Source organism: Vibrio sp. 10N.222.47.A9 (assembly GCF_963872585.1).
Lineage (GTDB): Bacteria > Pseudomonadota > Gammaproteobacteria > Enterobacterales > Vibrionaceae > Vibrio > Vibrio splendidus.
Window position 1 is genome coordinate 18,716 of sequence record NZ_CAWNBB010000001.1, and the last position, 23,185, is coordinate 41,900.

Sequence of the window (23,185 nt, forward strand, 5' to 3'; positions counted from 1 at the left end):
TGCATTCAAAATGATTAAATCTAATAAACTTGTTAAATCGATTTTTGCTACTTCTGTTGCTCTTTCTGCAACGATAGCTACATCGTCATTCGCAGCTCCAATTGTAGTCCCTGATGCACCGCAAATCGCCGCTAAAGGTTTTGTTCTGATGGATTACCATTCAGGCAAAGTACTAGCAGAGAAAGAGATGAACACTCAACTTTCTCCAGCAAGTTTAACCAAGATGATGACGAGCTACGTGATCGGCCAAGAGCTAGAACGTGGCAACATCAATCTAAACGACGATGTTGTAATCAGTGAAAATGCTTGGGCTAAAAACTTCCCAGATTCATCGAAAATGTTCATTGAAGTGGGCACAACGGTTAAAGTGGAAGAACTGAACCGTGGTATCATCATTCAATCAGGCAACGATGCTACTGTTGCAATGGCTGAGCATATTGCTGGTTCTGAAGATGCATTCGTTGACCTAATGAACGCATGGGCAAGCTCTATCGGCATGAAAGACACGCACTTTGCTAACGTGCACGGTCTAGACAACCCGAATCTATACTCAACACCTTATGATATGGCGCTACTTGGTCAGGCGCTGATTCGCGATGTTCCTGATGAGTACCGTATCTACTCAGAGAAAAAATTCACTTACAACGGCATCACCCAGTACAACCGTAACGGTCTGTTATGGGATAAGAGCATGAACGTTGATGGCATCAAAACGGGCCATACAAGCAAGGCAGGTTATAGCCTAGTCAGCTCAGCAACCGAAGGCAAAATGCGCCTAGTTGCTGTTGTGATGGGCACCAAGAATGCTAACGCTCGTAAAACAGAAAGCAAAAAGCTACTGAGCTACGGTTTCCGTTTCTTCGAAACAGTGGCACCACATACTGCTGGTGAGACATTCGTTGAAGAAAAAATCTGGATGGGTAGCAAGGACACGGTTGCTCTAGGTGTCGACGAAGATACTTTCGTTACCCTACCTCGTGGTCAAGCTAAGAACCTAAAGGCAAGCTTCGTTCTTGAAAAGGAACTGGAAGCACCAATTAGCAAAGGCGATGTTGTCGGTAAACTATTCTACCAAGTTGATGGGGAAGACGTTGCTGAATACCCACTACTTGCACTAGAAGATGTAGACCAAGGCAGCTTATTTAGTCGTCTATGGGACTACCTAGTATTGCTGTTTAAGGGTTTATTCTAAACCAGTCAAAGCTTTGCTCTAAGCAATACACAAGCTCAGTGCAAAGCTAACTCAATGAGTAAGTTCATTATTTACTCATCGACGAACTAAAAGCCGCCATGTGCGGCTTTTGTTGATCTTGAGTTCAGTGATATTTACACGTAATATTCCGCCCTATTACTCGTGTCTGTTGACCGAACACGCTTTTTATCGACATTTCGCCAATTTGCGAGAGTCTAGCCTTTTGGAGCTATTCATGAACATCAATTCTGATGCAAAACTAAAAGATCTCTTAGAGTTCCCTTGTTCATTCACTTACAAAGTAATGGGCTATGCAAAGCCAGAACTTACTGAGCTAGTGCTAGAAGTGATCCAGCGTCATGCTCCTGGTGACTACAGCCCAACGCTAAAACCGAGTGCGAAAGGTAACTACCACTCTGTTTCGATCAATATTACAGCGACTTCAATTGAGCAAGTAGAAACGCTTTATAAAGAACTGGGCGAGATCGAAATCGTTCGTATGGTTCTGTAATCTCCGATTACACATGAAAAACAGCGGCTTATTGCCGCTGTTTTTGTTTGAAGCACCCTATCTAGGTCAAATTCATTCAACTTAATTTTCAATAAATACAAAGAAAGTTGAAAAACCTTGCAGTCCGTCTGTAGTTAGAAACCTGTTTCGCGTTTATAATGCGTTCACTTTATTAATCCTTGAGGGAGTGCAGCTTTGCAAAATAAGCTAATCGTAAAAAAATTAGGCCGTCAGGATTACGAACCTGTATGGAAAGCCATGCATAAGTTCACAGACGAACGCACAGAAGAAGACGTAGACCAAGTTTGGTTGGTTGAACACAACCCTGTCTTCACTCAAGGACAAGCAGGCAAAGCCGAGCATGTATTAAATGCTGGTGACATCCCTGTAATTCAAAGCGATCGCGGTGGCCAAGTGACTTACCATGGCCCAGGTCAGTTAGTCGCTTACTTTTTGATTAACATCCGCCGCAAAAAATTCGGAGTCCGTGATTTGGTGACTCATATCGAGAACCTCGTAATCAACACTCTGAAAGCTTACAATATAAATTCAACTGCCCGACCTGACGCTCCTGGTGTTTATGTCGATGGCAAGAAAATCTGTTCACTCGGATTACGTATTCGACGTGGCTGCTCGTTCCACGGGTTAGCACTCAACGTCGATATGGACCTGTCTCCATTCCTACGTATTAACCCATGTGGTTATCAAGGTATGGAAATGGCACAAGTAAGCCAGCTAGGCGGGCCAAGTGAACTAGAAAACGTTGAGCAACAGTTAATACAAGAGCTCGTAGAGCTACTCGGCTATGACCAAGTAGACATTCAAGCCACCAGTAACATTACAGCAGAAGCATAAAATCATGAGCAAACCAATCCAAATGGAAAAAGGCGTTAAATATCGTGACGCTGACAAAATGGCATTAATTCCCGTAAAGAATATGCCTGCTGAACAGAAAGAAGTTCTACGTAAGCCTGCATGGATGAAGATTAAACTTCCTTCAGACAGCCATCGTATTCAAGAAATCAAATCAGCAATGCGCAAGAACAACCTGCACTCAGTTTGTGAAGAAGCGTCTTGCCCTAACCTAGCCGAGTGTTTTAACCACGGCACGGCAACGTTTATGATTCTTGGCGCTATCTGTACTCGTCGCTGCCCGTTCTGTGATGTTGCCCATGGTCGCCCTGTTGCTCCTGAAGCAGAAGAGCCGAAGAAACTGGCTAAGACGATTAAAGACATGAAACTGAAGTACGTAGTAATCACTTCAGTTGACCGTGATGACTTGCGTGACGGCGGTGCTCAACACTTTGCTGACTGTAACCGTGAAATTCGCGAACAGAATCCAAACATTCGCATTGAAACCCTGGTACCAGACTTCCGTGGTCGTATGGATGTTGCGCTTGATCTAATGAAAGACAACCCGCCAGATGTTTTCAACCACAACCTAGAGACAGCGCCGCGTCTATACCGCAAAGCGCGTCCAGGTGCGAACTACAAATGGTCTCTTGATCTATTGAAGAAATTCAAAGAACAGCACCCTACTATCCCAACAAAATCAGGGGTGATGATGGGCCTTGGTGAGACGAAAGAAGAGATCGTTCAAGTACTGAAAGACCTTCGTGAACATGGTGTAACGATGCTGACACTAGGCCAATACCTAGCACCAAGCCGTCACCATTTACCAGTAGAACGCTACGTGCCGCCTTCTGAGTTCGATGAGCTGAAAGAGATTGCTCTAGAGCTAGGCTTCACTCACGCAGCTTGTGGTCCGTTTGTACGTTCTTCTTACCATGCAGACTTACAGGCTCAAGGTATGGAAATTAAGTAATCACGATTGCTTAACTAGAAACGCGAAGGCGCTGACTATTATGTTCAGCGCCTTTTTTCTATCTTGTTCGTACCACCAAGCTTTATATTTCATGCCACTATAGCTTTATATAAAAACAACAAAGCCACTCTTTATGAGTGGCTCTGTGCTTAACGTTTCAAGTTCTTCTGAGGGTTTAGGTTCAGAGAGTCCCGATAGGGTTCAGCGTTAGCCGAAAGATGCCCAGATAACCGTTGCGACTAGGATTGGGCACACAAACTTCACATACATTGGCCACACCTTACCAAACCAACCCAATTGGAAATCAGGGCAACCTTGCTCAAGCTCTTTCACCTTAGAAGCTCGACTCCATACCCAACCACCAAACACGCAGAACATCAGTGCTGCGACCGGTTGAAGGTACTGAGTCGCTATCATCGCAACCATGCCAAACATCGCGGCAAAGTTGTAAACAATCACCACACTAAACAACGCGATAACACCACCAATTACCCAGCTCGTAGGCGTTCGTCTAGTGTTAAAACGCTCGCTCACTAGTGCTACAGGGCCTTCAAGCATCGAAATCGATGAAGTCAGTGCGGCAATCGTTAGCAATAAGAAGAAAACAATCGCGAAGATCTGACCAAGCACGCCTAAGCTATCAAACATCAACGGCAGAACCGTAAATACAAGCGTATCAGAACTTAATAGTGAGCCATCTTCCGCATAGATTTGTACCCCTTTCTGCATCGCAACAAACATTGCAGGCATCACGACTAAACCCGCAATAAAAGCGACAGCGGTATCAACTAAGGTAACGTTCATTGCCATTTTGGGCAGGTTCTCTTTCTTACTCAAGTAAGAGCCATAAACCAACATCGAGCAACCACCAATGGTTAGCGAGAAAAAGCCTTGCCCCATTGCTGCCAAAATCAATTTTCTATCCCAAACTTTTTCAAAATCCGGAACCAAGTAGTGTTTCAGGCCTTCCATCGCACCAGATTGCGTCATGATGTAAACAAACAATAAGCCAAATAAAACAAATAGCGCAGGCATCAAACGAGTCGACCATTTCTCGATACCTTGCTTAACACCGCCCTGAACAATCAAGATAGTCAGCACATAGAATGCGACAGTGCCAAATACATTTCGCTCAACACTGAAGCCTTTAAACCAATCAGCAGCAGCCTCTAAACCCATCAGATCAGCGACAGCACCAATGAGGAAGCAGATCAACCAACCACCAACGATACTATAAAATGCCAACACGGCGCTTGGCACACTCAATCCGACCCAACCGACAAACTCACCGACTTTCTTACCCAAAGGGTTCGTAGTCAAAGAACGCATGCTATCGACAGGGTTTGCTTGGCCGTGACGACCAATAGCCATCTCAACCACCAGCATTGGGAAAGCGACCACGAAAATCATGATCAAATAGACTAAGAGAAAAGCGCCACCACCGTTACTGGCAACTTGAGTTGGGAAACCCCAAATATTACCTAAGCCAACCGCTGCACCCGCCGCTGCTAAAATAAAACCCAAACGAGAGCTAAAGAGCTCTCTTGAAGAGGAAGATTGTTGGTCCATATTGCCCGCATCAAAAATCAGTGAACTAGTTGATAAGTACAGTAATCAAAAGCAATGATAGGCACAACCAATAAATGAACAATTATCTTATTTTTACAATCCATTTAGTATTTAAGACCAAGTTATTAACAATTACCCAGACTAACTGACCACATAAAATCAAGACAACGATTGATCCACCTACTGAGAGGCATTCCTAAGTTAATTGTTAGCTTATTTAACCCATAAAAAAAGAGCACCAAACGGTGCTCTTGTGATTCATCAGTCAATTCAGATTAGATCGTGAATACTTGATAGTCTTTTAAGTTCGGAATAATTTCATGCAGCTCTTGCTCTTGTTCCGCCATCTCATCAAGAGAATCACAGAACTCGTTCGCTTCTTCTTGTACTTGTTGAGAGTGTTCTTTCATTCGCTCTTCAACTTTCAGCTTTAATTCAGCCATGCTATCAGCCAATTCGGTAAGGTTTAAACCACCGTCTTGTTTCATTCTTTCTGACATCGCATTAAAAGCGCTTGAGATAAATTCTTGATTAAAGATTTCTTTCGCCTTCTCGAAATCTTCAGACCAACCATTGGCCATCGAATCAAAGCTTTCAGCTGGTAACACTAACTCGCCATCTTTGTAGTAACGCGCTTCCAGTTCAGCAAAGTAGGTTTTCATTGATTCTTTTACATTATCAAATGATTCCGGTGAATCTAGGCTAGCCGCAATATCATCAATCACGTCATTCGCTAACGCTAGGCTATCGTTCGCCATTTGTTTCGCTCGTGGTAAGTACTCACTCATGCTTTCGCGGTATTTTTCAATCGCCGCTTGTTGGTCGGCATCAAGTTCAACCTTCTCACCATGGATATATAAGTCGTTGTTGCCATCGAAAACGGCAGTATCACCATTCACTTGATGGATTTCGACTTTTTGGTCATCGATTCGCAATTCATTTTTCAAATCAACTCGACACTGCGCAGCAAAAGTTGGCAGGCTCACAAAAGAGATTACTGCTGTTAACGATGCGATTAATACATTGTTTTTAATAAATATTTTGTTTTTCATAAATACATTGTTTTTCATAACATCCTCTCATCAATCTGACCGATTACTATACCCTTGGTATATGCTTCTTTGTCAGAGAAACGTTTTATATATACGTTACTCAGTTAGTCGATAGATATTACTTCATAGCAAAACTGTTTATCTGCGACCTTAAACTCAATTTCATCACCGACTTCTTTACCCATTAGAGCCTGGCCAAAAGGTGCATTTGCCGTCACGATGGCAATCTCATTCTCATTCCACGTGACAGAAAGTCCGCCGACTCTCGGCCCCATAAAAAAGTGTTTATATTGATCATGCTCGTCAATGACCACAACGTAGCTGCTCACCGTAATTCGCTCACTGTCGCGCAACACTAAGTTACGATAACACTGAATGTCGTCTTCACACTCTTGCACTCTTACGGCTTGGCCATGAGCAAGATACGAAGCTTCTAATGCCAATGTATCGTACTTATGTTCAGGCACAGTCTCTTCATCGGTCGCAGCATCAATCGCACGCTGAGTCGCAGATTGGGCGATACGTAGTCGGGATTCGAGTTGCTCTAAGATTATTTGGCGAAGCTCTGACTTATTCATACTATTGGGGTGCTTTTCTATAGGAGCTACAGAATAGAATTAGGTACAATCAGGTGCAAGACATTTGATTCATCAAGCGACGCGATCATGAATGGACGCTCGCTTTATCATCAATACGACACTTAATAATTCAGGTAGAACATAAATGATTGAGCAGAAGTTAAAACAAGTATTCGGATTCGACTCACTGCGTAATGGGCAAAAGCAAGTCATTGATAATGTTCTATCTGGTCATTCGACGGCGGCCATATTCCCAACAGGCTCAGGTAAGTCGCTTTGCTATCAATTGCCAGCGCTAGCATTGCCACATTTAACCTTAGTAATATCGCCACTGTTAGCTTTAATGAAAGACCAGCTCAGCTTCTTGCACAGCAAAGGCATTAGCGCAGCTGCAATCGAATCAAGCCAAGACAGACAAACCACCCAACAAGTGATGCAGTCGGTACGTAACGGAGACACCAAGATCCTCATGATCTCCGTTGAACGCTTGAAGAACGAGCGCTTTCGCCAGTTTATCTCCCAAGTGCCGATCTCGTTACTGGTGGTCGATGAAGCGCACTGTATTTCAGAATGGGGACATAACTTTAGACCAGACTACCTAAAGCTTCCCCAATACCAAAAACAGCTCAATATTCCTCAGGTACTGCTACTGACAGCCACCGCGACCACATCAGTTATCCAAGATATGAAGTCTAAGTTTGATATCGATGAGGAACGTGTTGTGGTTACGGGTTTCTATCGTCAAAACCTCGATCTGTCTATTCAACCTTGCGAACAAACCAGTAAACTAGAAACCTTGTGCAACGTCGTTAATCAAGCTTCTCTTGCTCCGACTATTGTTTATGTCACCCTTCAACAAACAGCAGAGATGGTGGCTCAGCAACTTCGTAACGCTGGCGTTAATGCTGTTGCTTATCATGCAGGTCTTAAGCCAGAAAACAGAGATGTAATTCAACATCAATTCATGAATGATGACGTGAACTGTATCGTGGCCACCATTGCGTTTGGTATGGGCGTCGATAAATCCAACATTCGCCGAGTCATTCACTTTGATTTACCAAAATCGATAGAGAACTACTCGCAAGAGATCGGTCGAGCAGGCCGAGATGGCCAGCCTTCAGTATGTATTCTTCTCGCCAACAAGTACGGCCTCAGTACACTGGAGAACTTCGTATTTGGCGATACGCCAGACAACATATCGATCCAAGCAGTATTGAAAGAGATCTACGAAAATCAAAACATTGGCGCTTCTGGCTCAAACCAATGGGAGATTATGCTTAACCAGCTATCACGTGAATCCAACATTCGTCAGTTGCCGCTAAAAACGCTACTGGTGTATCTCGAAATTGAAGGCGTGATTGAGCCGAAGTACAGCTACTTCGCTGACTACAAATTTAAGTTCGTTCGCCCGAAACAGCAGATCACCGAACAGTTCCAAGGCGAACGTCGTCATTTTGTCGAAGCGATTTTCCAGTGCTCGCCTCAAGCCAGAGTCTGGTGCCAAGTTGATTTCGATGCGCTGTGGACACACTTCCAGACTGATCGTCAGCGTGTGATTGCGGCAATCGATTATTTCAATGAACAAGGTTGGATTGAGTTGGAAAGTAAGCAGATCACCGATGTGTATGCTATCCACAACACCTCTGAAGACATGATGCAGTTATCGGAACGTCTAACTGAATTGTTTAAAGAAAAAGAGAACAGTGAAATAAACCGTCTTAACCAAATGCTGAGCTTCTTTGAGGCAGACACTTGTCTAAGCTCACGCCTAGCGAGCTACTTTGCCGATGATAAGGCACCAACAAACTGTGGTCATTGCTCGGTATGCCGTGGTGAGGTGGCAATATTACCAACCGTCGATGTTGATCCCGTTGACGACGAAACCGTAATGACATGGATTCATGAATTTGTATCTAAGAGTCAACAATTAATCACTGACGAAGCCATTACGCGTTTTCTATGCGGAATAGCAACCCCGCTTTCAACCAAGCTTAAAGCCAGCAAAATGGTCGGTTACGGAAAGTTAGAGCAGCAACCATTCAGTGATACCTTAGCGCGAGTTAAACAACTTCCTAGATAAGGCACCTCACGTATTGATATAGAAACTGGCTAGGCTATGAAGTCTAGTCGGTTACATATGGCTTAGATTCCTTAGCTCCTAGAATCAAGCTTTCTTCTCTTCTATGAGCTGCGACCAATTTAATCATTCCTGCCATTAAAAACCTTAAAAACAATCAATAATCTTCAAAAACTAGACACCCTTTCAGATTGGTTAACAATCGGCCAACTTTCAAATTTTGATTGATACCCTTATCTTGTATTAAAGGAACCATAGAATGGTCAAGAAGATATCCCTATCTTTTCTTATAGTTATGCTCGTTTTATTTTTGGTCGCATTAACATCTGCAAATCACTATCTCAACAACTGGAAATGGGAAAACATTCAAGTTAATAACGACGAAGTGGTCAGTGTTGTTTCTCAAACGTTTGAGTCGAACCTAGAAGATACAAAGTCTATGATTCAACAATTCGCGTTTCTACTTCCATATTACGGAACCGACGCCCCTTTTAACGAATCTCGAATGCTCCGAGTGTTAGATAGAGTTCATTCCGCAAACCCTGCTTTTATCGATGTTTATTTTGCAGACATTAATGGCACCCCATTTAGTGCACTATCCAAAGGCTGGGTGAAGGATTTTAATGTTATCGAAATGCAGAGAGAGTGGTTTCTCGCCATATCCGCAAAAGGCAATACTAGCTATATATCAGCTCCCTATGTTAGTAACACAGGTGAACGAGTTATTTCAGTATCTGCACCAATTAAGAGAAGTGGACAGTTAGTTGGAGTATTTGGTGTTGATATAACACTGTCTGAGTTAATGCCGGAGTTTGGTGTCGAATTTGCTATTACAACAAAAGATGGCGAGATTGTGATGGCAGACGCCTCAACCAGAGAAACAGGCTGGGTGAATAAAAATATCTACGATTTACGCCCAAACTTTACAACACTGACCAACATCCCCTATCTATATAAAGCTGAGGGCTCTGACGAACCTTACACAATATCCAAGCAGCCACTGACAGATAGCTATGACTTGTTTGCATGGACTAACCAAAGTCATGAAGACACTATGAATAAAAGCCTAATGACAGGGATCATAGGGTTGTTCGCATGTATTGGTATTTTACTGATGATAACTGTTTATGTCGCTATTCAAAGACAGCTTAGAAACCTACCGATTATGGTATCAACGCTTGAAAAAATGTCCGTCGGTGAGTTCACTCCTATTGAGTCCAACTCAAGTAATAACGAACTCGATCAGGTACAAACCTCATTACAACGGTTACAAAAAAGTATCTCTAATATTGTCGAACAGTCGAATATTAAGATGTCAGATTTAGCCGTACAACAAACGAAAATAGAACAGTTAATAGATGATACAAACACCAATGCAAGCTCTGGGTTTAATAATGTAGAACAGGTAGCAACTGCGGCAACTGAGTTATCGGCAGCTGCGTCTAGCGTATCAGACAACGCTGCGCACGCAGACAGAATGGCAAAAGCGACTATGCAGGTTATTGAAACCAGTGCCAACGTAATCAGCGAAGCCGATAATATAAATCATGATGTGAGTTCAGCGATGGCAGAATCAGCCATTATCGTAAATGAACTAAGGGAGCATTCTGAACACATAAACTCGGTGGTTGAAGTTATCAACTCAATATCAGAGCAAACAAACTTACTTGCTTTAAATGCCGCAATAGAGGCAGCGCGTGCTGGAGAACATGGACGTGGATTTTCAGTAGTCGCTGATGAAGTAAGATCGCTTGCAAAGAGAACTCAAGTATCTACGGTGGATATCAAAAACATCATCACTCAACTTCAATCTCAGTCCAGAAAAGCTGACGAATACATGTCTTCAAATACGGTATTGGTTCAACGCTCGCAAGAAATGATGCTTGAACTTTCACAAGCCTTCTCCGATATCAGACAACAAGTTATAGAAATATCTGAAATGAACACCATGGTATCTTCTGCCTCAGAAGAGCAAAGTATCGTGACGCAAGATATTACCGAACGTATTGAAGGTATTAACACAACAGTAAAAAACAGTGTAACCAGTGCTCAACATACTCAAGACGCCAATATCGTTATTTCAGAAAAAACGGCAGAACTCAAAGAGGTGTTAGCCTTTTTCAATATTAGTCAGATAGGTAACAGAGGCCGAGACTAATAATAACTTCGATAATAATCCAAAGAAAATACGCTTAATAAGGCGTTCGAGTAACGAGCGCCGAAACATATTGGGAAATATATCGCACCACGAAAGTCATATGACGGGTGCCCAATAAACAATGCCCTAAAAGAAACTCAACTGACGCATCTGGTCTTTAGGCTGTAGCATTACGCTCAAACCAAGCAGGCGTATTTCTCGCCCTTGTTGTCTTTTCAGTATTTCACTTAACAGTTCTTTGAAGTGTTCGCGATCAAGAGAGGCGTGTATGTGTTCAATAGTGGTTTGCTGGAAATCGGCGAACTTGAGCTTAATACCCTGCTTGATGATCGCTTTACTTGGGCTGGCTTTTTCGAGGCGAGTTTCAAGCTCAGGAAACAGCTTATCTTCGATCACCTGCCAACATTCCTCGTAGGTAGAAATGTTTTGAGTAAAGGTGCGCTCCACACCTACCGATTTTCGTTCACGTTCGATGATAACTTCTCGGTCATCAACTCCATGACTCCGCTTCCATAGTGATGCACCTTGACGGCCAAACCTGAGCAATAGATCGCGATAATCAGACTCCTTAATATCCTTACAAGTAAAGAAGCCTGCTTGATGCAGTTTTTCGATACTGACCTTGCCAACACCGGGAATCTTTTCGAGTGGGAGCTCATCAATCACAGCTTGTACGTCTTGCGGAGGAATCACAAACTGTCCGTTAGGTTTGTTCATATCCGACGCTACTTTCGCTAGAAACTTTATTGGAGCGATGCCAGCCGAAGCGGTCAAGTTGAGTTCATTCCAGATATCGTGACGAATCGCCTCTGCAATCAGTGTGGCCGAACCATGACATTGCTTGGAATCGGTGACATCAAGGAAAGCTTCATCCAAAGAAAGAGGTTCAATGATGGATGTGTATCGAGAGAAAATTTCGCGGATCTTTTTCGATATCTCGACGTAGACCGACATTCTCCCAGGGACAACCAACAGGTTGGGGCAAAGCTGCAGCGCTTTTCCTGTTGGCATTGCAGAACGAATACCAAACTTGCGAGCTTCATAATTACATGTACTCAAAACCCCGCGCTGTTTTTCATGTCCCCCGACTGCGAGCGGTCGATTTCTATAAGATGGGTTATCTCGCATTTCTACAGCTGCGTAAAAACAATCCATATCAACATGGATTATTTTTCTAACTTTCTCTTCGCCCGCACTACACATTTAGGAATAACTCAACCTTACAACTGTATCTATGAACAGTATAATCAATTATTCTCAGATTTAAAATGATCTGGAGTCCAGCTCAACAGGTTTCTCTTCAATAGCCGCCTACTATTCTGATAGTATTGTTAAGGAGTATTTAGTCTATAAGTAGGGATAGCTTTTGAGTGAGAAAATACTAGTAGTAGAAGACAGTCGTGCATTCAGAAACTACCTGTACCAGCAATTTAAAAATGATGGCTATGATGTTTCACTGGCTGAATCTGTAGCAGAAGCCAAAGCTATCTTAGAGCAAGAGACGGATTTCTTGTGTGCGGTGCTCGATTACTGCTTACCCGATGGCCAAGATGGTGAGATCATTGATTTGGTACTCGGCTATCAACAAAAAATCATTGTGCTCACGGGCATGTTCAACAACACACTTCGAGAGCAAGTACTCGCAAAAGGTGTGCTTGATTACATCCTCAAAGACAGCATGTCGTCAGTCAGTTACTTACTTCCTCTGGTTAATCGAATCTCGAATAACCGATACCATAAAGCCTTAGTAGTTGATGATTCTGCTGTGGTTCGTCGATATGTCGTCCAACTTCTTGAGCATCAATATATTCAAACGATTCAAGCGGTAGATGGAGAGCAAGCACTAGAGCTCCTCCAAAACGATCCTGATATCACTTTTGTCGTTACCGACCATGACATGCCGAACAAAGACGGCATTTCGATGACCCGTGATATTCGAGTCCAACACGATCGTAATCAACTTGCTATTCTCGGCCTATCTGGCAGTGATGATCGCACAATGACCGCTCGCTTCCTTAAAGCTGGCGCCAACGACTTCCTTTATAAGCCATTTAACCAAGAAGAATTTTTCTGCCGTATTCACCAATTGCTCGACATGAAAGAAGCAACCAACGAACTGTTTCGTCATGCAAACGAGGATGCTCTGACCGGACTTTGGAACCGTCGCTACCTTTTCAATCAAACATGCAAAGGCTGCGAACATCGCAGTATCGCTATGATGGATATCGACTTTTTTAAAAAGGTGAATGATACCTACGGCCACGATGGTGGTGACGCAGTATTAATTGAGGTTGGTAAAATCATCAAAGAGCACTTTAAAGATGATTTAGCAGTTCGCTTCGGTGGCGAAGAGTTTTGCATTCAGTCATGCGAACCATTTGAAGATTTTATAGAGACCTTGGAATCGATGAGAGTCGCAATTGAAAATCATGAAGTGCAGCATGATTCACATGTGATTAAAGTGAGCATGAGCATTGGCGTGACCGACCAAGAAGGCTCTTTAGACGAGCAAATCAAAGCAGCAGACGAGCTACTTTATACCGCGAAAAAGCAAGGTCGAAACCAGTTGATATGCGCTCGTAATAACCTTCAACGCGTTAATGAGTAACTCCTGCTTTCCTAGAGCACGAGCCGAGTCAGCCTTTAAAATGAAAAGAGCCCAAGGTGTTAACCTTGGGCTCTTTGTTTTTTGGGGAACAGGTTTCGCTGCTAATCGTTATTGCTGCTAATCGCAATTAAGCAATACGATCTTTATTCCAAGAAGCTTCTTTTTGCTGACGCTCAGCCAGTTTCTCTTCGCGGTACGCTTCACGTGCTTCACGCTTTTTGCGCGCATCACAAGGTTCAGGACAGTTACATACTTTATCAATACCAACAGCACCTAAACCACCACAGCTACCCTTCACAACTTTCTTTTGGATAATATAGCCAATAGACATCGCTGCGATTACTGCAAGAAAAACACCAAATGTAATCAGAAATGTATTCATAATTATCTCGCTTACCTTATTTACCTAAGTATGGCTTAAATGCTTCAGAAGCAATTTCTTTAAAGCCATCTGCTGTTTTTACCACCATGAACACAGGGATGTTATGTTGGTTCGCGACTTCCAGTCCTTTTTCTTCACCTAAGACCATAAGGCCTGTAGATAAACCATCTGCAGTCATTGAAGACGGGTTTAAAACGGTTACAGAAACCACTTTATGATGAAGCGGCTTGCCTGTTTCAGGGTTAATGATGTGTGAGTAACGAACACCATCGTGCTCAAAATAGTTACGGTAGTCACCAGATGTTGCGATCGCCATATCACCCGGCTCGATGATCTCTTGAATGTTGCGCTCGTCGACAGTTGGCTTCTCTATGGCGATACGCCAACCCACACTTTCACGGTTTAAACCCTTCAAGCGGATTTCACCACCTACTTCAACCATGTAATTATGAATACCAATTGAATCAAGGTAATCAGCAACGACATCCACACCCCAACCTTTTGCGATAGTTGAAAGGTCAACATACAAGTTAGGCAAGTCTTTGCTTAGCTTATTACCTTCAACGCTTAAGTGATGAATACCAACCTTAGCCTTGCGAGCCGCAAGCTCTTCATCTGATGGAACCACTTCAGGACGAGCTTCAGGACCAAAACCCCAAAGGTTAACTAATGGTCCAACCGTAACATCCAATGCACCTTCAGTAAGACCGTTCAAACGAATCGCTTCTTTCACAACAGTAGCTGTTTGTTCAGATACTTCGAATGCATCGGCACCTTTATGCTGGTTAAAACGGCTCAGTTCTGAGTCTTCACGGTAGGTCGACATTTGATCATTCACTTCTTCAAGCAGACGGTCGATCTCGGTATGAACTTCGTTAGACTCAGGAAATTCATCACCATTGATATACTTGATATTGTAACTGGTACCCATTGTCGGGCCACTTAAATGCACTTGCTCTCTTGCCTGATCACAGCCCGCAAGAAAAATCAAAGAAGTTAATGCAACAAGCCAAATTCTCACTTGCTTACTCCTGTTTAAGGTTAAGGATTTATATAAGGAAAAATAAGAGTAAAAAATAGGTATTTTGAATGCCTTACTCTTTCTTATATAAGCCGGTTTTTTGTCACGAGTAGTCTTAGAAAAACAAATGGCTGACTCGTAAGAGTCAGCCATAATATCAATCACTTAAATGGATTAACCACCGAAGTCATCTAGTAGGATGTTTTCATCTTCTACACCAAGATCTTTCAGCATGCCGATAACAGCCGCATTCATCATTGGTGGACCACACATGTAGTACTCACAGTCTTCAGGAGCTTCGTGATCCTTCAGGTAGTTTTCGTACAATACGTTGTGGATGAAACCTGTGTAACCGTCCCAGTTGTCCTCTGGTTGAGGATCAGACAGTGCACAGTGCCACACGAAGTTCTCGTTTGCAGCCGCTAGGCCATCGAAATCTTCAATGTAGAACATCTCACGCTTAGAACGTGCACCGTACCAGTAAGACATCTTACGAGTAGAGTTAAGACGCTTAAGTTGGTCGAAGATATGTGAACGCATTGGTGCCATACCTGCACCACCACCGATGAATACCATTTCATTGTCTGTGTCTTTAGCAAAGAACTCACCAAATGGACCAGAAATAGTACATTTGTCGCCTTCTTTAAGAGACCAGATGTATGAAGACATCACACCAGGAGCTACGTCAGGGTTGTTTGGCGGCGGAGTTGCGATACGCACGTTAAGCTTGATGATGCCTTTCTCTTCTGGGTATGAAGCCATAGAGTAAGCACGAATCGAATGCTCTTTAACGATAGACTCGTAACGGAACAAGTTGAACTTATCCCAGTCACCACGGTATTCGTCAGGAATATCGTAATCTGCGTATTTCACGTGATGTGGTTCAGCTTCAATTTGAATATAACCACCCGCGCGGAACGGAACTTCTTCACCTTCAGGGATAGCAAGTGCTAGCTCTTTGATGAAAGTAGCTTCGTTATCATTAGAGATAACTGTACATTCCCACTTCTTAACACCAAAGATGTCTTCGTCTAGCTCAATCTCCATGTCAGTTTTCATAGCAACTTGACATGCTAGACGTTCGCCTTCGCGAGCTTCGCCTTTGGTGATGTGATCAAGTTCAGTTGGTAGGATGTCGCCACCACCAGACTTAACTTTTACACGACACTGACCACAAGAGCCACCGCCACCACAAGCAGACGATACGAAGATACCAGCGCCAGCTAGGGCACCAAGTAGCTTGCTACCAGGTTGAGTAACGATCGCCTTTTCAGGGTCGCCGTTTACAGCAATAGTGATGTCACCTGATGGTACTAGCTTAGACTTAGCGAAAAGAATCACTAGTACTAGAGCCAATACAATAATGGTAAACATCGCTACGCCAAGAATAATGCTTTGCATTTGTTATTCCTTATTACTGGGTGCTTACCCTACAGTTGAACACCAGAGAAAGACATAAAGCCTAACGCCATCAGACCAACAGTAATGAACGTGATACCAAGGCCACGTAGACCTGGAGGTACGTCAGAGTACTTCATCTTCTCACGGATACCCGCAAGAGCAACGATAGCTAACATCCAACCCACACCAGAACCGAAGCCGTAAACAACAGATTCAGCAAAGTTGTAGTCACGAGTTACCATGAAAGATACACCACCAAAGATTGCACAGTTAACTGTGATCAATGGAAGGAAGATACCTAGTGCGTTGTACAAAGGTGGGAAGAAACGGTCTAGAACCATCTCTAGGATTTGTACAAGTGCAGCGATAACACCGATGAATGCGATGAAGTTAAGGAAACTTAAATCGACACCGGCAACAAGTGCATTTTCTTTTAGGATGTGTGTGTAAACAAGGTTGTTTACAGGAACAGCGATTGTAAGTACTACAACTACCGCAACACCAAGACCAAAAGAAGTTTTAACTTTCTTAGAAACCGCTAGGAATGTACACATACCTAGGAAGAAAGAAAGCGCCATGTTTTCGATGAAAATCGATTTAACTAGCAGACTAATATAATGTTCCATGACTACCTTACCCCTTCGCTTCTACTTGTTCTGGTTTGAACACACGAATTGCCCAAATCAAGAAACCAATTAGGAAGAATGCAGAAGGTGCTAGAAGCATCAAGCCGTTTGGCTGATACCAACCACCGTTGCTCACTAGAGGTAGTACTTCCATACCAAATAGTTTGCCAGAGCCTAGAAGCTCACGGAAGAAACCAACAGTGATAAGAACGAAACCGTAACCAAGACCGTTACCAAGACCATCGATGAAAGATGGGATTGGCGCAGACTTCATTGCGAATGCTTCAGCACGACCCATTACAATACAGTTAGTAATGATTAGGCCAACGAATACAGATAGCTGCTTAGAGATATCGTATAAGTATGCTTTAAGCACTTGGTCTACCACGATTACTAATGATGCGATAATTGCCATCTGAACGATGATACGCACACTGTTAGGAATGTGGTTACGGATCAAAGAAACGAAGAAGTTAGACAGAGCAGTAACGAACATTACCGCGATAGTCATAACAAATGCAGTTTCTAGCTTAGTGGTTACCGCAAGAGCAGAACACACACCAAGAACCTGTAGCGCGATTGGGTTGTTATCCAACACAGGCGCTAAGATGCTCTTTTTAATTTCTTTTGCACTAGACATTAGTTCAGACCTCCGTCACGAACTTTTGCTAGGAACGGACCAAAGCCCATATCACCTAACCAGAAGTCAAATGTATGTTGAACACCAACGCTGGTCAGTGTTGCACCAGAAAGGCCATCTACACCGTGCTCAGAACCTTGAGGAGCGCCACCTTTAACAACCTGAATAGCAGGTTTGTGGTTTTCGTCGAATAATTTCTTACCAACGAATTGAGCGCGCCAAGTTGGGTTCTCAACTTCACCACCAAGTCCAGGAGTTTCACCTTGCTCGTAGTAAGTGATACCAGAAACTGTGTTGCCATCAGTTTCTACCGCAACGAATGCGTACATCATTGACCATAGACCGTTACCGTGAACAGGGATGATAACTTTAGAAGTTTCAGCGCCATCTTTCACTAGGTATACCGTACCCGTGTTAGCACGACGAATGATCTTAGCGATGTCATCTTCAGCTGAAAGCTTGATTGACTGAGCCGGATCTTTTGCCGCTTTACGTTGGTCGTATGCAGCAGCGTCGCCGTCAACGAAATCGCCAGTAGCGAAATCAACTAGACGAGGTTCGATGTTCTCTGCGTACAGTGCTGGGATATTACCCGCAAGTTCAATGCCCGCAACTTCAAGGATCTTAGTTTGCTGATCCAGAACTGCGTTAGCTTGTTGCTTAGGTTTAAGAACAACTGCAGCTGTTGAAACGATGATTGAGCACACTAGGCTCAATGCGATAACAACAAACAGCGTCTTTTTAATGCTATCGTTATTACTTGCCATAGCGCGCTAGTCTCCGCTTAATGTTCTTCTCGATTACAACGTGGTCAAACAGAGGAGCAAATAGGTTTGCGAATAGAATCGCAAGCATCATGCCTTCTGGGTATGCAGGGTTAACTACACGAATCATTACACACATTGCGCCGATTAGGATGCCGTACCACCACTTACCTTTATTGGTAAATGAAGCTGATACCGGGTCAGTCGCCATGAAGAACATACCGAATGCGAAGCCACCTAGAACTAGGTGCCAATGCCAAGGCATGCTGAACATTGCATTAGTGTCAGAACCAATCACGTTAAATAGTGTTGATACTGCAACCATACCGATCATTACACCCGCAATGATGCGCCATGATGCAATGCCCATGTAAACAATCATTGCTGCACCAATCATAAGTGCAAGCGTTGAAACTTCACCGATAGAACCTGGAATGTTACCAATGAATGCGTCCATCCAAGTGATTGCTTCACCAGATGTTACGTTCATTAGTGCGCTACCGCCGCCTTGAGCCCATTGGCTAAGAGCAGTTGCACCAGAGAAACCGTCTGCAGCAGTCCAAACTACGTCACCTGAAATCTGTGCAGGATATGCAAAGAATAGGAACGCACGGCCAGCAAGTGCAGGGTTCAGGAAGTTACGACCCGTACCACCGAAGATCTCTTTCGCAACTACAACACCGAAGGTAATACCTAGTGCTGCTTGCCATAGAGGAAGTGTTGGCGGAACGATAAGCGCAAATAAGATAGAAGTAACAAAGAAACCTTCGTTGACTTCGTGCTTACGCACCATACAGAACAGTACTTCCCAGAAACCACCAACGATAAATACCGTTGCGTAGATAGGTAAGAAGTAAGTCGCACCCAAGAGCATCTTACTGCCCCAACCTGCATCGGCCCCTAAGGAGGCTCCAAGCATTTCGGTTAGCCAGTAATGCCAGTTACCATCAATGATAGAAACTAGTTCTGCACCTGAATACATGTGGTTTAGTGCTGCGATAGCCTGACCACCTGCGTTGTACATACCCCAGAACATTGCTGGGAATACCGCAAGCCAAACCATGATCATGATACGTTTTAAATCAACGCTATCACGGACATGCGAGCTTTTCTTTGTAACAGTACCTGGTGTGTAGAAAAGTGTTGCTGCTGCTTCGTAAAGCGCAAACCACGTTTCGTGTTTACCACCTGGTTCAAAATGATGCTCGATGTCTTCAATAAACTTTTTAAGGCCCATGAAAATTACCCTTCCTTCACAATTGTATCTAGGCATTCACGAAGTAACTGACCGTACTCGTACTTACCAGGACATACAAAGGTACACAGTGCTAAATCTTCTTCATCTAGCTCTAGTGCACCAAGTGCTTGTGCACTATCAACGTCACCAGCGCATAGATCACGAAGCAGCAAAGTAGGCTCCATATCTAATGGCATTACTTTCTCGTAGTTACCAATTGGAACCATAGAGCGATCACTACCGTTCGTTGTCGTTGTCATATTGAACAACTGACCTTTAAACACGTGACCAAGGAATGAACGAGTAACAGAGAACTTGTTCTTACCAGGCATAGCCCAGCCGAATAGTTCTTTATCACGACCTTCACGAAGAACCGAAACTTGTTGATGGTAACGGCCAAGGTAAGCATGTGGACCTGAAGCGTGAACACCAGATAGCACTGAACCTGAGATCAGGCGAACTTCACCTGGCATCAACTCGCTGTCCGTCAACTCTTCAAGGCTAGCACCAATTTGAGTACGAACTAGACGAGGGTTGTTAACTACTGGACCAGCCAGAGAAACAACGCGCTCAGAGTAAATCTCACCAGTAAGGAAAAGCTTACCGAATGCGATCACGTCTTGGTAGTTAATGCTCCACGCTACATTTTGTGCATTTACCGGATACAGGTAATGCATATGCGTGCCTGCAAGACCTGCAGGGTGTGGGCCATCAAAAACATGTTCTTCAACGTTAGACTGAGCTGAACGAGGTAAGCTAGTACCTTTTTTACAAACGTACACTTTACCGTTAGTCAGAGTTGAAAGAAGATCTAAACCAGCAACGAAAGCATCAGACTGCTCGTTAATGATTAATTCTGGCTCAGCTGCTAGCGGATTAGTATCCATAGCAGTAACAAAAATAGCCTGAGTTTCAGAATCAACTGCTGGAACCTTGCTGAACGGACGAGTTCGCAAAGCGGTCCATGCGCCAGACTCAACTAATTGAGTTTTAACCGTTTCACGGTCAAGACCTACTAGTTGGTTAGCTTCATAGCTATTGAACGTGATTTGCTCATTGCCTGCTACTTCAATCACTACTGATTGAAGAACACGCTTAGCACCACGGTTCACTTCAATAACTTTACCGCTTGCTGGAGAAGTAAATACAACACCTGGGTTCTTTTTATCTGCAAAAAGAACTTGGCCTTTCTTCACTTCATCACCAACGCGAGCATGCATCGTAGGACGCATACCAACGTACTCTTCGCCAAGCAAGGCGACTTTAGTGATGGACTTACCATCATTAATCACCTGGGATGGAGTTCCTGCGATAGGAAGATCCAAACCCTTCTTTATTGTAATCATACGCACTTGCACTACTTTATCGGGAAAAAGATTCTTTTAATTGCGTAAATTCAGGACGTTTTAAAATCGCCCTTAGACACGACATTACAGTGTCCGGTTTTGGTAAATTTGAGATACCAAAATCGCAACAATACATTAATAAACTCATCACAAGAATTATGTGAGATTTATCAGGTGCCATATTCTAGCATTTTTTGACAACTTGATGCCATGACCAATAACTTGAATACGGCCTTTATTTGGTGAGATTTGAAGCATATGGACTCTCAAATATGTATAAATTTGACGAGCCGCACAGATAGAATGGCTTTTAGAACGTGTTTTAAACAAGAGATTAATACTCTGTCACAAACTAATATTTTACGTGTTATGTTGAAACACTGTTAATAAAAACATTACTCATTGTAGGTATTTTTGGTCGGTCAATTTACCATCAGCTTGAGTAATATAACAACAGAAAACAGATAGATTTTGAGACAAAAGAGGCGGCCTAGCCGCCTCTTCTATATGGGTTAATTATCTTACTTACCACCACCCATACACATCGGGCTATCTGGCACGTTATTTAGCTGCTTCATCCATTCATCTTTTGTATAAGTGTGAATGGATAGTGCGTGAATATTATTCGCTAACTCTTCTGATAGTGCTTTATTTACCGCTCTATGACGAGCAATAAGACGCAAACCTTCAAACACATCGCTGACAACAATCACTTTAAAATGACTCTCAGAACCAGCCGGAACATTGTGCATATAGCTCTCATTCACCACGTTTAAATGACTTGGTGAAAACTCATTGTGCAATTTTGTTTCGATAACTTCTTGGATCATTGTGATTCCTTAAATAGCGTATTGGCATTATCTGTCGCTCCAGTATAAACCCTAACTAACCGACTGTCTGAGTATTTCATCGCTGACTCGAGGGGTTTAGTCGAGTTTTTTATATCTTGTTCAGGCTGCATTTGAGACAATATCTTTGTTATTTCTTACATAAGTATCTCAAGCAATGAAAACTGAACTTACCCTTCACGATAGAACTTTAACCCTAAATCGTTTCCCCAACCGTTCAAATGAAACCCTTCAAGCTTGGGATGCCGGCGACGAATATCTGATTAGCCATGTTGAAGAGATGAATCTTGAACCTGGTAAACACATCCTGATCATGAACGACAGTTTTGGTGCCCTATCCGCTTGGTTCTCCAAAGATCATGACGTGACCATGATGAGTGACTCTTTCATTTCTCATCGCGGAACGTTAAAAAACTTACAGCGCAATCAAAGTAACCGAGTGAACTTCTTGAACACGATGGATGATATCCCACACGGTATCGACCTTGTGATCATGCAATTGCCAAAAACCAACCGCCACCTAATATGGCAATTGAGCCAGTTGCGCCAAGCATTGCCTGAAGGCTGCCAAGTGATTGGTGTGAATAAAGTAAAAGAGATTCACACTTCAACACTTAACCTGTTTGAAAAATATCTGGGTGAAACCAAAACCTCTCTGGCTAAGAAAAAGCATCGCCTTGTGTTCTCTTCTCCAAACTGCCAACCGATTCAAACAGTAGAACCTTCTGTTGAATGGGACGTAGACGGTGAAGATATCCGCCTGAAAAATTTACCAAATGTTTACTCAGGAGAAGCACTCGATCAAGGCGCTCGTTATATGCTAGAGCACATCCCTCAAGATCCTGAGCTACGTCATATCATCGACTTAGGCTGTGGCAACGGTGTATTGAGTGTAAAAGCAGGGCAATTGAACCCACAAGCTCGTATCACCTGTGTGGATGAAAGCTTTATGGCGGTGGAATCGGCGCGCCAAAACGTCAAGGATAACCTTGGTGAAGAAGGCAACTTCCAGTTCATCGCCAACAACTGTCTAGATGGCTTCAAGAAGAACAGCACTTACTTAGTTATGTGTAATCCTCCGTTCCACCAGCAACAAGCGATTACAGACCACATTGCATGGCAAATGTTCTGTGATGCAAAGCATGTTCTTAGCAACGGAGGCAAATTAATTGTTATTGGCAACCGACACCTCGGATACGATGTCAAACTAGCAAGACTATTTGGTGAAGCTAACGTTGAAACGCTTGAACTAAACCAAAAATTTGAGATATTACAAGCAACAAGAGAGCCTGCGAATTTTAATAAATAAGCAGAAACGACTTCACAAGAATTTAAGATACCGAGCTTCTG

The 23,185-nt window shown here is 43.2% G+C and carries 21 protein-coding genes; 8 read left to right on the forward strand and 13 right to left on the reverse strand.

Annotation, left to right across the window (positions count from 1 at the left end):
- Positions 1 to 10 precede the first annotated feature (10 nt).
- The 4 genes from AACT19_RS00090 to lipA all read left to right on the forward strand — a co-directional run bounded on the left by AACT19_RS00090 (position 11) and on the right by lipA (position 3,528).
- Entirely contained in the window at positions 11 to 1,192 is a 1,182-nt protein-coding gene (locus AACT19_RS00090) for a serine hydrolase (protein WP_017079939.1), read from the forward strand.
- Between the two features lie 235 nt (positions 1,193 to 1,427).
- Positions 1,428 to 1,703, forward strand: a complete 276-nt coding sequence (gene ybeD / locus AACT19_RS00095) for a DUF493 family protein YbeD (protein WP_017079938.1) — start codon at positions 1,428 to 1,430, stop codon at positions 1,701 to 1,703.
- Between the two features lie 195 nt (positions 1,704 to 1,898).
- Complete coding sequence (gene lipB, locus AACT19_RS00100) at positions 1,899 to 2,558, forward strand: lipoyl(octanoyl) transferase LipB (RefSeq protein WP_017079937.1); 660 nt, start codon at positions 1,899 to 1,901, stop codon at positions 2,556 to 2,558.
- 4 nt (positions 2,559 to 2,562) lie between these two features.
- Positions 2,563 to 3,528, forward strand: a complete 966-nt coding sequence (gene lipA / locus AACT19_RS00105; protein ID WP_004735240.1) for a lipoyl synthase — start codon at positions 2,563 to 2,565, stop codon at positions 3,526 to 3,528.
- A gap of 207 nt (positions 3,529 to 3,735) precedes the next feature.
- Here lipA and AACT19_RS00110 read toward each other — a convergent pair whose 3' ends face one another.
- From AACT19_RS00110 to AACT19_RS00120, 3 genes are all read right to left on the reverse strand, one after another.
- Positions 3,736 to 5,097, reverse strand: coding sequence for a sodium-dependent transporter (locus tag AACT19_RS00110; RefSeq protein WP_076644735.1), 1,362 nt, complete (start codon positions 5,095 to 5,097; stop codon positions 3,736 to 3,738).
- Positions 5,098 to 5,372: 275 nt separating this feature from the next.
- Positions 5,373 to 6,167, reverse strand: a complete 795-nt coding sequence (locus tag AACT19_RS00115; protein WP_083717856.1) for a YggN family protein — start codon at positions 6,165 to 6,167, stop codon at positions 5,373 to 5,375.
- A gap of 86 nt (positions 6,168 to 6,253) precedes the next feature.
- Positions 6,254 to 6,727 carry a GreA/GreB family elongation factor gene (locus AACT19_RS00120; protein ID WP_017080322.1) on the reverse strand — a complete coding sequence of 158 codons (474 nt, stop codon included), beginning with the start codon at positions 6,725 to 6,727 and terminating at the stop codon, positions 6,254 to 6,256.
- A gap of 145 nt (positions 6,728 to 6,872) precedes the next feature.
- On the opposite strand from AACT19_RS00120, the gene AACT19_RS00125 reads away from it, so the two are divergent.
- Together AACT19_RS00125 and AACT19_RS00130 are read left to right on the forward strand one after the other, a co-directional pair.
- Positions 6,873 to 8,807 carry a RecQ family ATP-dependent DNA helicase gene (locus AACT19_RS00125; protein ID WP_076644736.1) on the forward strand — a complete coding sequence of 645 codons (1,935 nt, stop codon included), beginning with the start codon at positions 6,873 to 6,875 and terminating at the stop codon, positions 8,805 to 8,807.
- 256 nt (positions 8,808 to 9,063) lie between these two features.
- Positions 9,064 to 10,962, forward strand: coding sequence for a methyl-accepting chemotaxis protein (locus AACT19_RS00130; protein WP_076644737.1), 1,899 nt, complete (start codon positions 9,064 to 9,066; stop codon positions 10,960 to 10,962).
- Between the two features lie 126 nt (positions 10,963 to 11,088).
- Here AACT19_RS00130 and dinB read toward each other — a convergent pair whose 3' ends face one another.
- Positions 11,089 to 12,165: a DNA polymerase IV gene (gene dinB, locus AACT19_RS00135; protein WP_019350587.1), complete on the reverse strand. Its 1,077-nt coding sequence runs from the start codon at positions 12,163 to 12,165 to the stop codon at positions 11,089 to 11,091.
- A 163-nt stretch (positions 12,166 to 12,328) separates the two neighbouring features.
- On the opposite strand from dinB, the gene AACT19_RS00140 reads away from it, so the two are divergent.
- Positions 12,329 to 13,570, forward strand: a complete 1,242-nt coding sequence (locus AACT19_RS00140) for a diguanylate cyclase (RefSeq protein ID WP_017079932.1) — start codon at positions 12,329 to 12,331, stop codon at positions 13,568 to 13,570.
- 127 nt (positions 13,571 to 13,697) lie between these two features.
- On the opposite strand, the gene nqrM is transcribed toward AACT19_RS00140, so the two are convergent.
- The 9 genes from nqrM to bolA all read right to left on the reverse strand — a co-directional run bounded on the left by nqrM (position 13,698) and on the right by bolA (position 21,817).
- The gene (gene nqrM, locus AACT19_RS00145) at positions 13,698 to 13,952 is read right to left on the reverse strand and encodes a (Na+)-NQR maturation NqrM (RefSeq protein WP_004735214.1); all 255 of its coding nucleotides are present in this window, start codon (positions 13,950 to 13,952) and stop codon (positions 13,698 to 13,700) included.
- Positions 13,953 to 13,968: 16 nt separating this feature from the next.
- Positions 13,969 to 14,973 (reverse strand): FAD:protein FMN transferase, encoded by a 1,005-nt coding sequence (locus AACT19_RS00150; protein WP_076644738.1) that lies wholly within the window; start codon positions 14,971 to 14,973, stop codon positions 13,969 to 13,971.
- A gap of 174 nt (positions 14,974 to 15,147) precedes the next feature.
- A complete protein-coding gene (nqrF, locus tag AACT19_RS00155; protein ID WP_004735212.1) occupies positions 15,148 to 16,374 on the reverse strand; it encodes an NADH:ubiquinone reductase (Na(+)-transporting) subunit F in 1,227 nt (408 codons plus the stop codon).
- Positions 16,375 to 16,403: 29 nt separating this feature from the next.
- Complete coding sequence (gene nqrE / locus AACT19_RS00160; RefSeq protein ID WP_004735211.1) at positions 16,404 to 17,000, reverse strand: NADH:ubiquinone reductase (Na(+)-transporting) subunit E; 597 nt, start codon at positions 16,998 to 17,000, stop codon at positions 16,404 to 16,406.
- 7 nt (positions 17,001 to 17,007) lie between these two features.
- On the reverse strand, positions 17,008 to 17,640 hold the full coding sequence (locus tag AACT19_RS00165) for an NADH:ubiquinone reductase (Na(+)-transporting) subunit D (RefSeq protein WP_004735210.1): 633 nt from the start codon (positions 17,638 to 17,640) through the stop codon (positions 17,008 to 17,010).
- Positions 17,640 to 18,407, reverse strand: coding sequence for a Na(+)-translocating NADH-quinone reductase subunit C (locus tag AACT19_RS00170; protein WP_004735209.1), 768 nt, complete (start codon positions 18,405 to 18,407; stop codon positions 17,640 to 17,642). The genes AACT19_RS00165 and AACT19_RS00170 overlap by 1 nt, the downstream gene beginning before the upstream one ends.
- Positions 18,397 to 19,641: an NADH:ubiquinone reductase (Na(+)-transporting) subunit B gene (locus AACT19_RS00175; protein WP_004735208.1), complete on the reverse strand. Its 1,245-nt coding sequence runs from the start codon at positions 19,639 to 19,641 to the stop codon at positions 18,397 to 18,399. The genes AACT19_RS00170 and AACT19_RS00175 overlap by 11 nt, the downstream gene beginning before the upstream one ends.
- Before the next feature lie 5 nt (positions 19,642 to 19,646).
- Positions 19,647 to 20,987, reverse strand: a complete 1,341-nt coding sequence (locus AACT19_RS00180; protein WP_076644739.1) for a Na(+)-translocating NADH-quinone reductase subunit A — start codon at positions 20,985 to 20,987, stop codon at positions 19,647 to 19,649.
- Positions 20,988 to 21,508: 521 nt separating this feature from the next.
- Entirely contained in the window at positions 21,509 to 21,817 is a 309-nt protein-coding gene (gene bolA, locus AACT19_RS00185) for a transcriptional regulator BolA (RefSeq protein WP_017079929.1), read from the reverse strand.
- 175 nt (positions 21,818 to 21,992) lie between these two features.
- Between bolA and AACT19_RS00190 the strand changes: the two genes are divergently transcribed.
- Positions 21,993 to 23,144: a methyltransferase gene (locus AACT19_RS00190; protein ID WP_076644740.1), complete on the forward strand. Its 1,152-nt coding sequence runs from the start codon at positions 21,993 to 21,995 to the stop codon at positions 23,142 to 23,144.
- Positions 23,145 to 23,185: the final 41 nt, after the last annotated feature.

Bases quoted from the DNA above. Each gene is read 5' to 3' on its own strand.
- AACT19_RS00090 (WP_017079939.1), top strand. From the start codon at position 11: ATGATTAAATCTAATAAACTTGTTAAATCGATTTTTGCTACTTCTGTT.
- ybeD (WP_017079938.1), top strand. From the start codon at position 1,428: ATGAACATCAATTCTGATGCAAAACTAAAAGATCTCTTAGAGTTCCCT.
- lipA (WP_004735240.1), top strand. From the start codon at position 2,563: ATGAGCAAACCAATCCAAATGGAAAAAGGCGTTAAATATCGTGACGCT.
- AACT19_RS00110 (WP_076644735.1), bottom strand. From the start codon at position 5,097: ATGGACCAACAATCTTCCTCTTCAAGAGAGCTCTTTAGCTCTCGTTTG.
- AACT19_RS00115 (WP_083717856.1), bottom strand. From the start codon at position 6,167: ATGAAAAACAATGTATTTATGAAAAACAAAATATTTATTAAAAACAAT.
- AACT19_RS00120 (WP_017080322.1), bottom strand. From the start codon at position 6,727: ATGAATAAGTCAGAGCTTCGCCAAATAATCTTAGAGCAACTCGAATCC.
- AACT19_RS00125 (WP_076644736.1), top strand. From the start codon at position 6,873: ATGATTGAGCAGAAGTTAAAACAAGTATTCGGATTCGACTCACTGCGT.
- AACT19_RS00130 (WP_076644737.1), top strand. From the start codon at position 9,064: ATGGTCAAGAAGATATCCCTATCTTTTCTTATAGTTATGCTCGTTTTA.
- dinB (WP_019350587.1), bottom strand. From the start codon at position 12,165: ATGTGTAGTGCGGGCGAAGAGAAAGTTAGAAAAATAATCCATGTTGAT.
- nqrM (WP_004735214.1), bottom strand. From the start codon at position 13,952: ATGAATACATTTCTGATTACATTTGGTGTTTTTCTTGCAGTAATCGCA.
- nqrF (WP_004735212.1), bottom strand. From the start codon at position 16,374: ATGCAAAGCATTATTCTTGGCGTAGCGATGTTTACCATTATTGTATTG.
- nqrE (WP_004735211.1), bottom strand. From the start codon at position 17,000: ATGGAACATTATATTAGTCTGCTAGTTAAATCGATTTTCATCGAAAAC.
- AACT19_RS00165 (WP_004735210.1), bottom strand. From the start codon at position 17,640: ATGTCTAGTGCAAAAGAAATTAAAAAGAGCATCTTAGCGCCTGTGTTG.
- AACT19_RS00170 (WP_004735209.1), bottom strand. From the start codon at position 18,407: ATGGCAAGTAATAACGATAGCATTAAAAAGACGCTGTTTGTTGTTATC.
- AACT19_RS00175 (WP_004735208.1), bottom strand. From the start codon at position 19,641: ATGGGCCTTAAAAAGTTTATTGAAGACATCGAGCATCATTTTGAACCA.
- AACT19_RS00180 (WP_076644739.1), bottom strand. From the start codon at position 20,987: ATGATTACAATAAAGAAGGGTTTGGATCTTCCTATCGCAGGAACTCCA.
- bolA (WP_017079929.1), bottom strand. From the start codon at position 21,817: ATGATCCAAGAAGTTATCGAAACAAAATTGCACAATGAGTTTTCACCA.
- AACT19_RS00190 (WP_076644740.1), top strand. From the start codon at position 21,993: ATGAAAACTGAACTTACCCTTCACGATAGAACTTTAACCCTAAATCGT.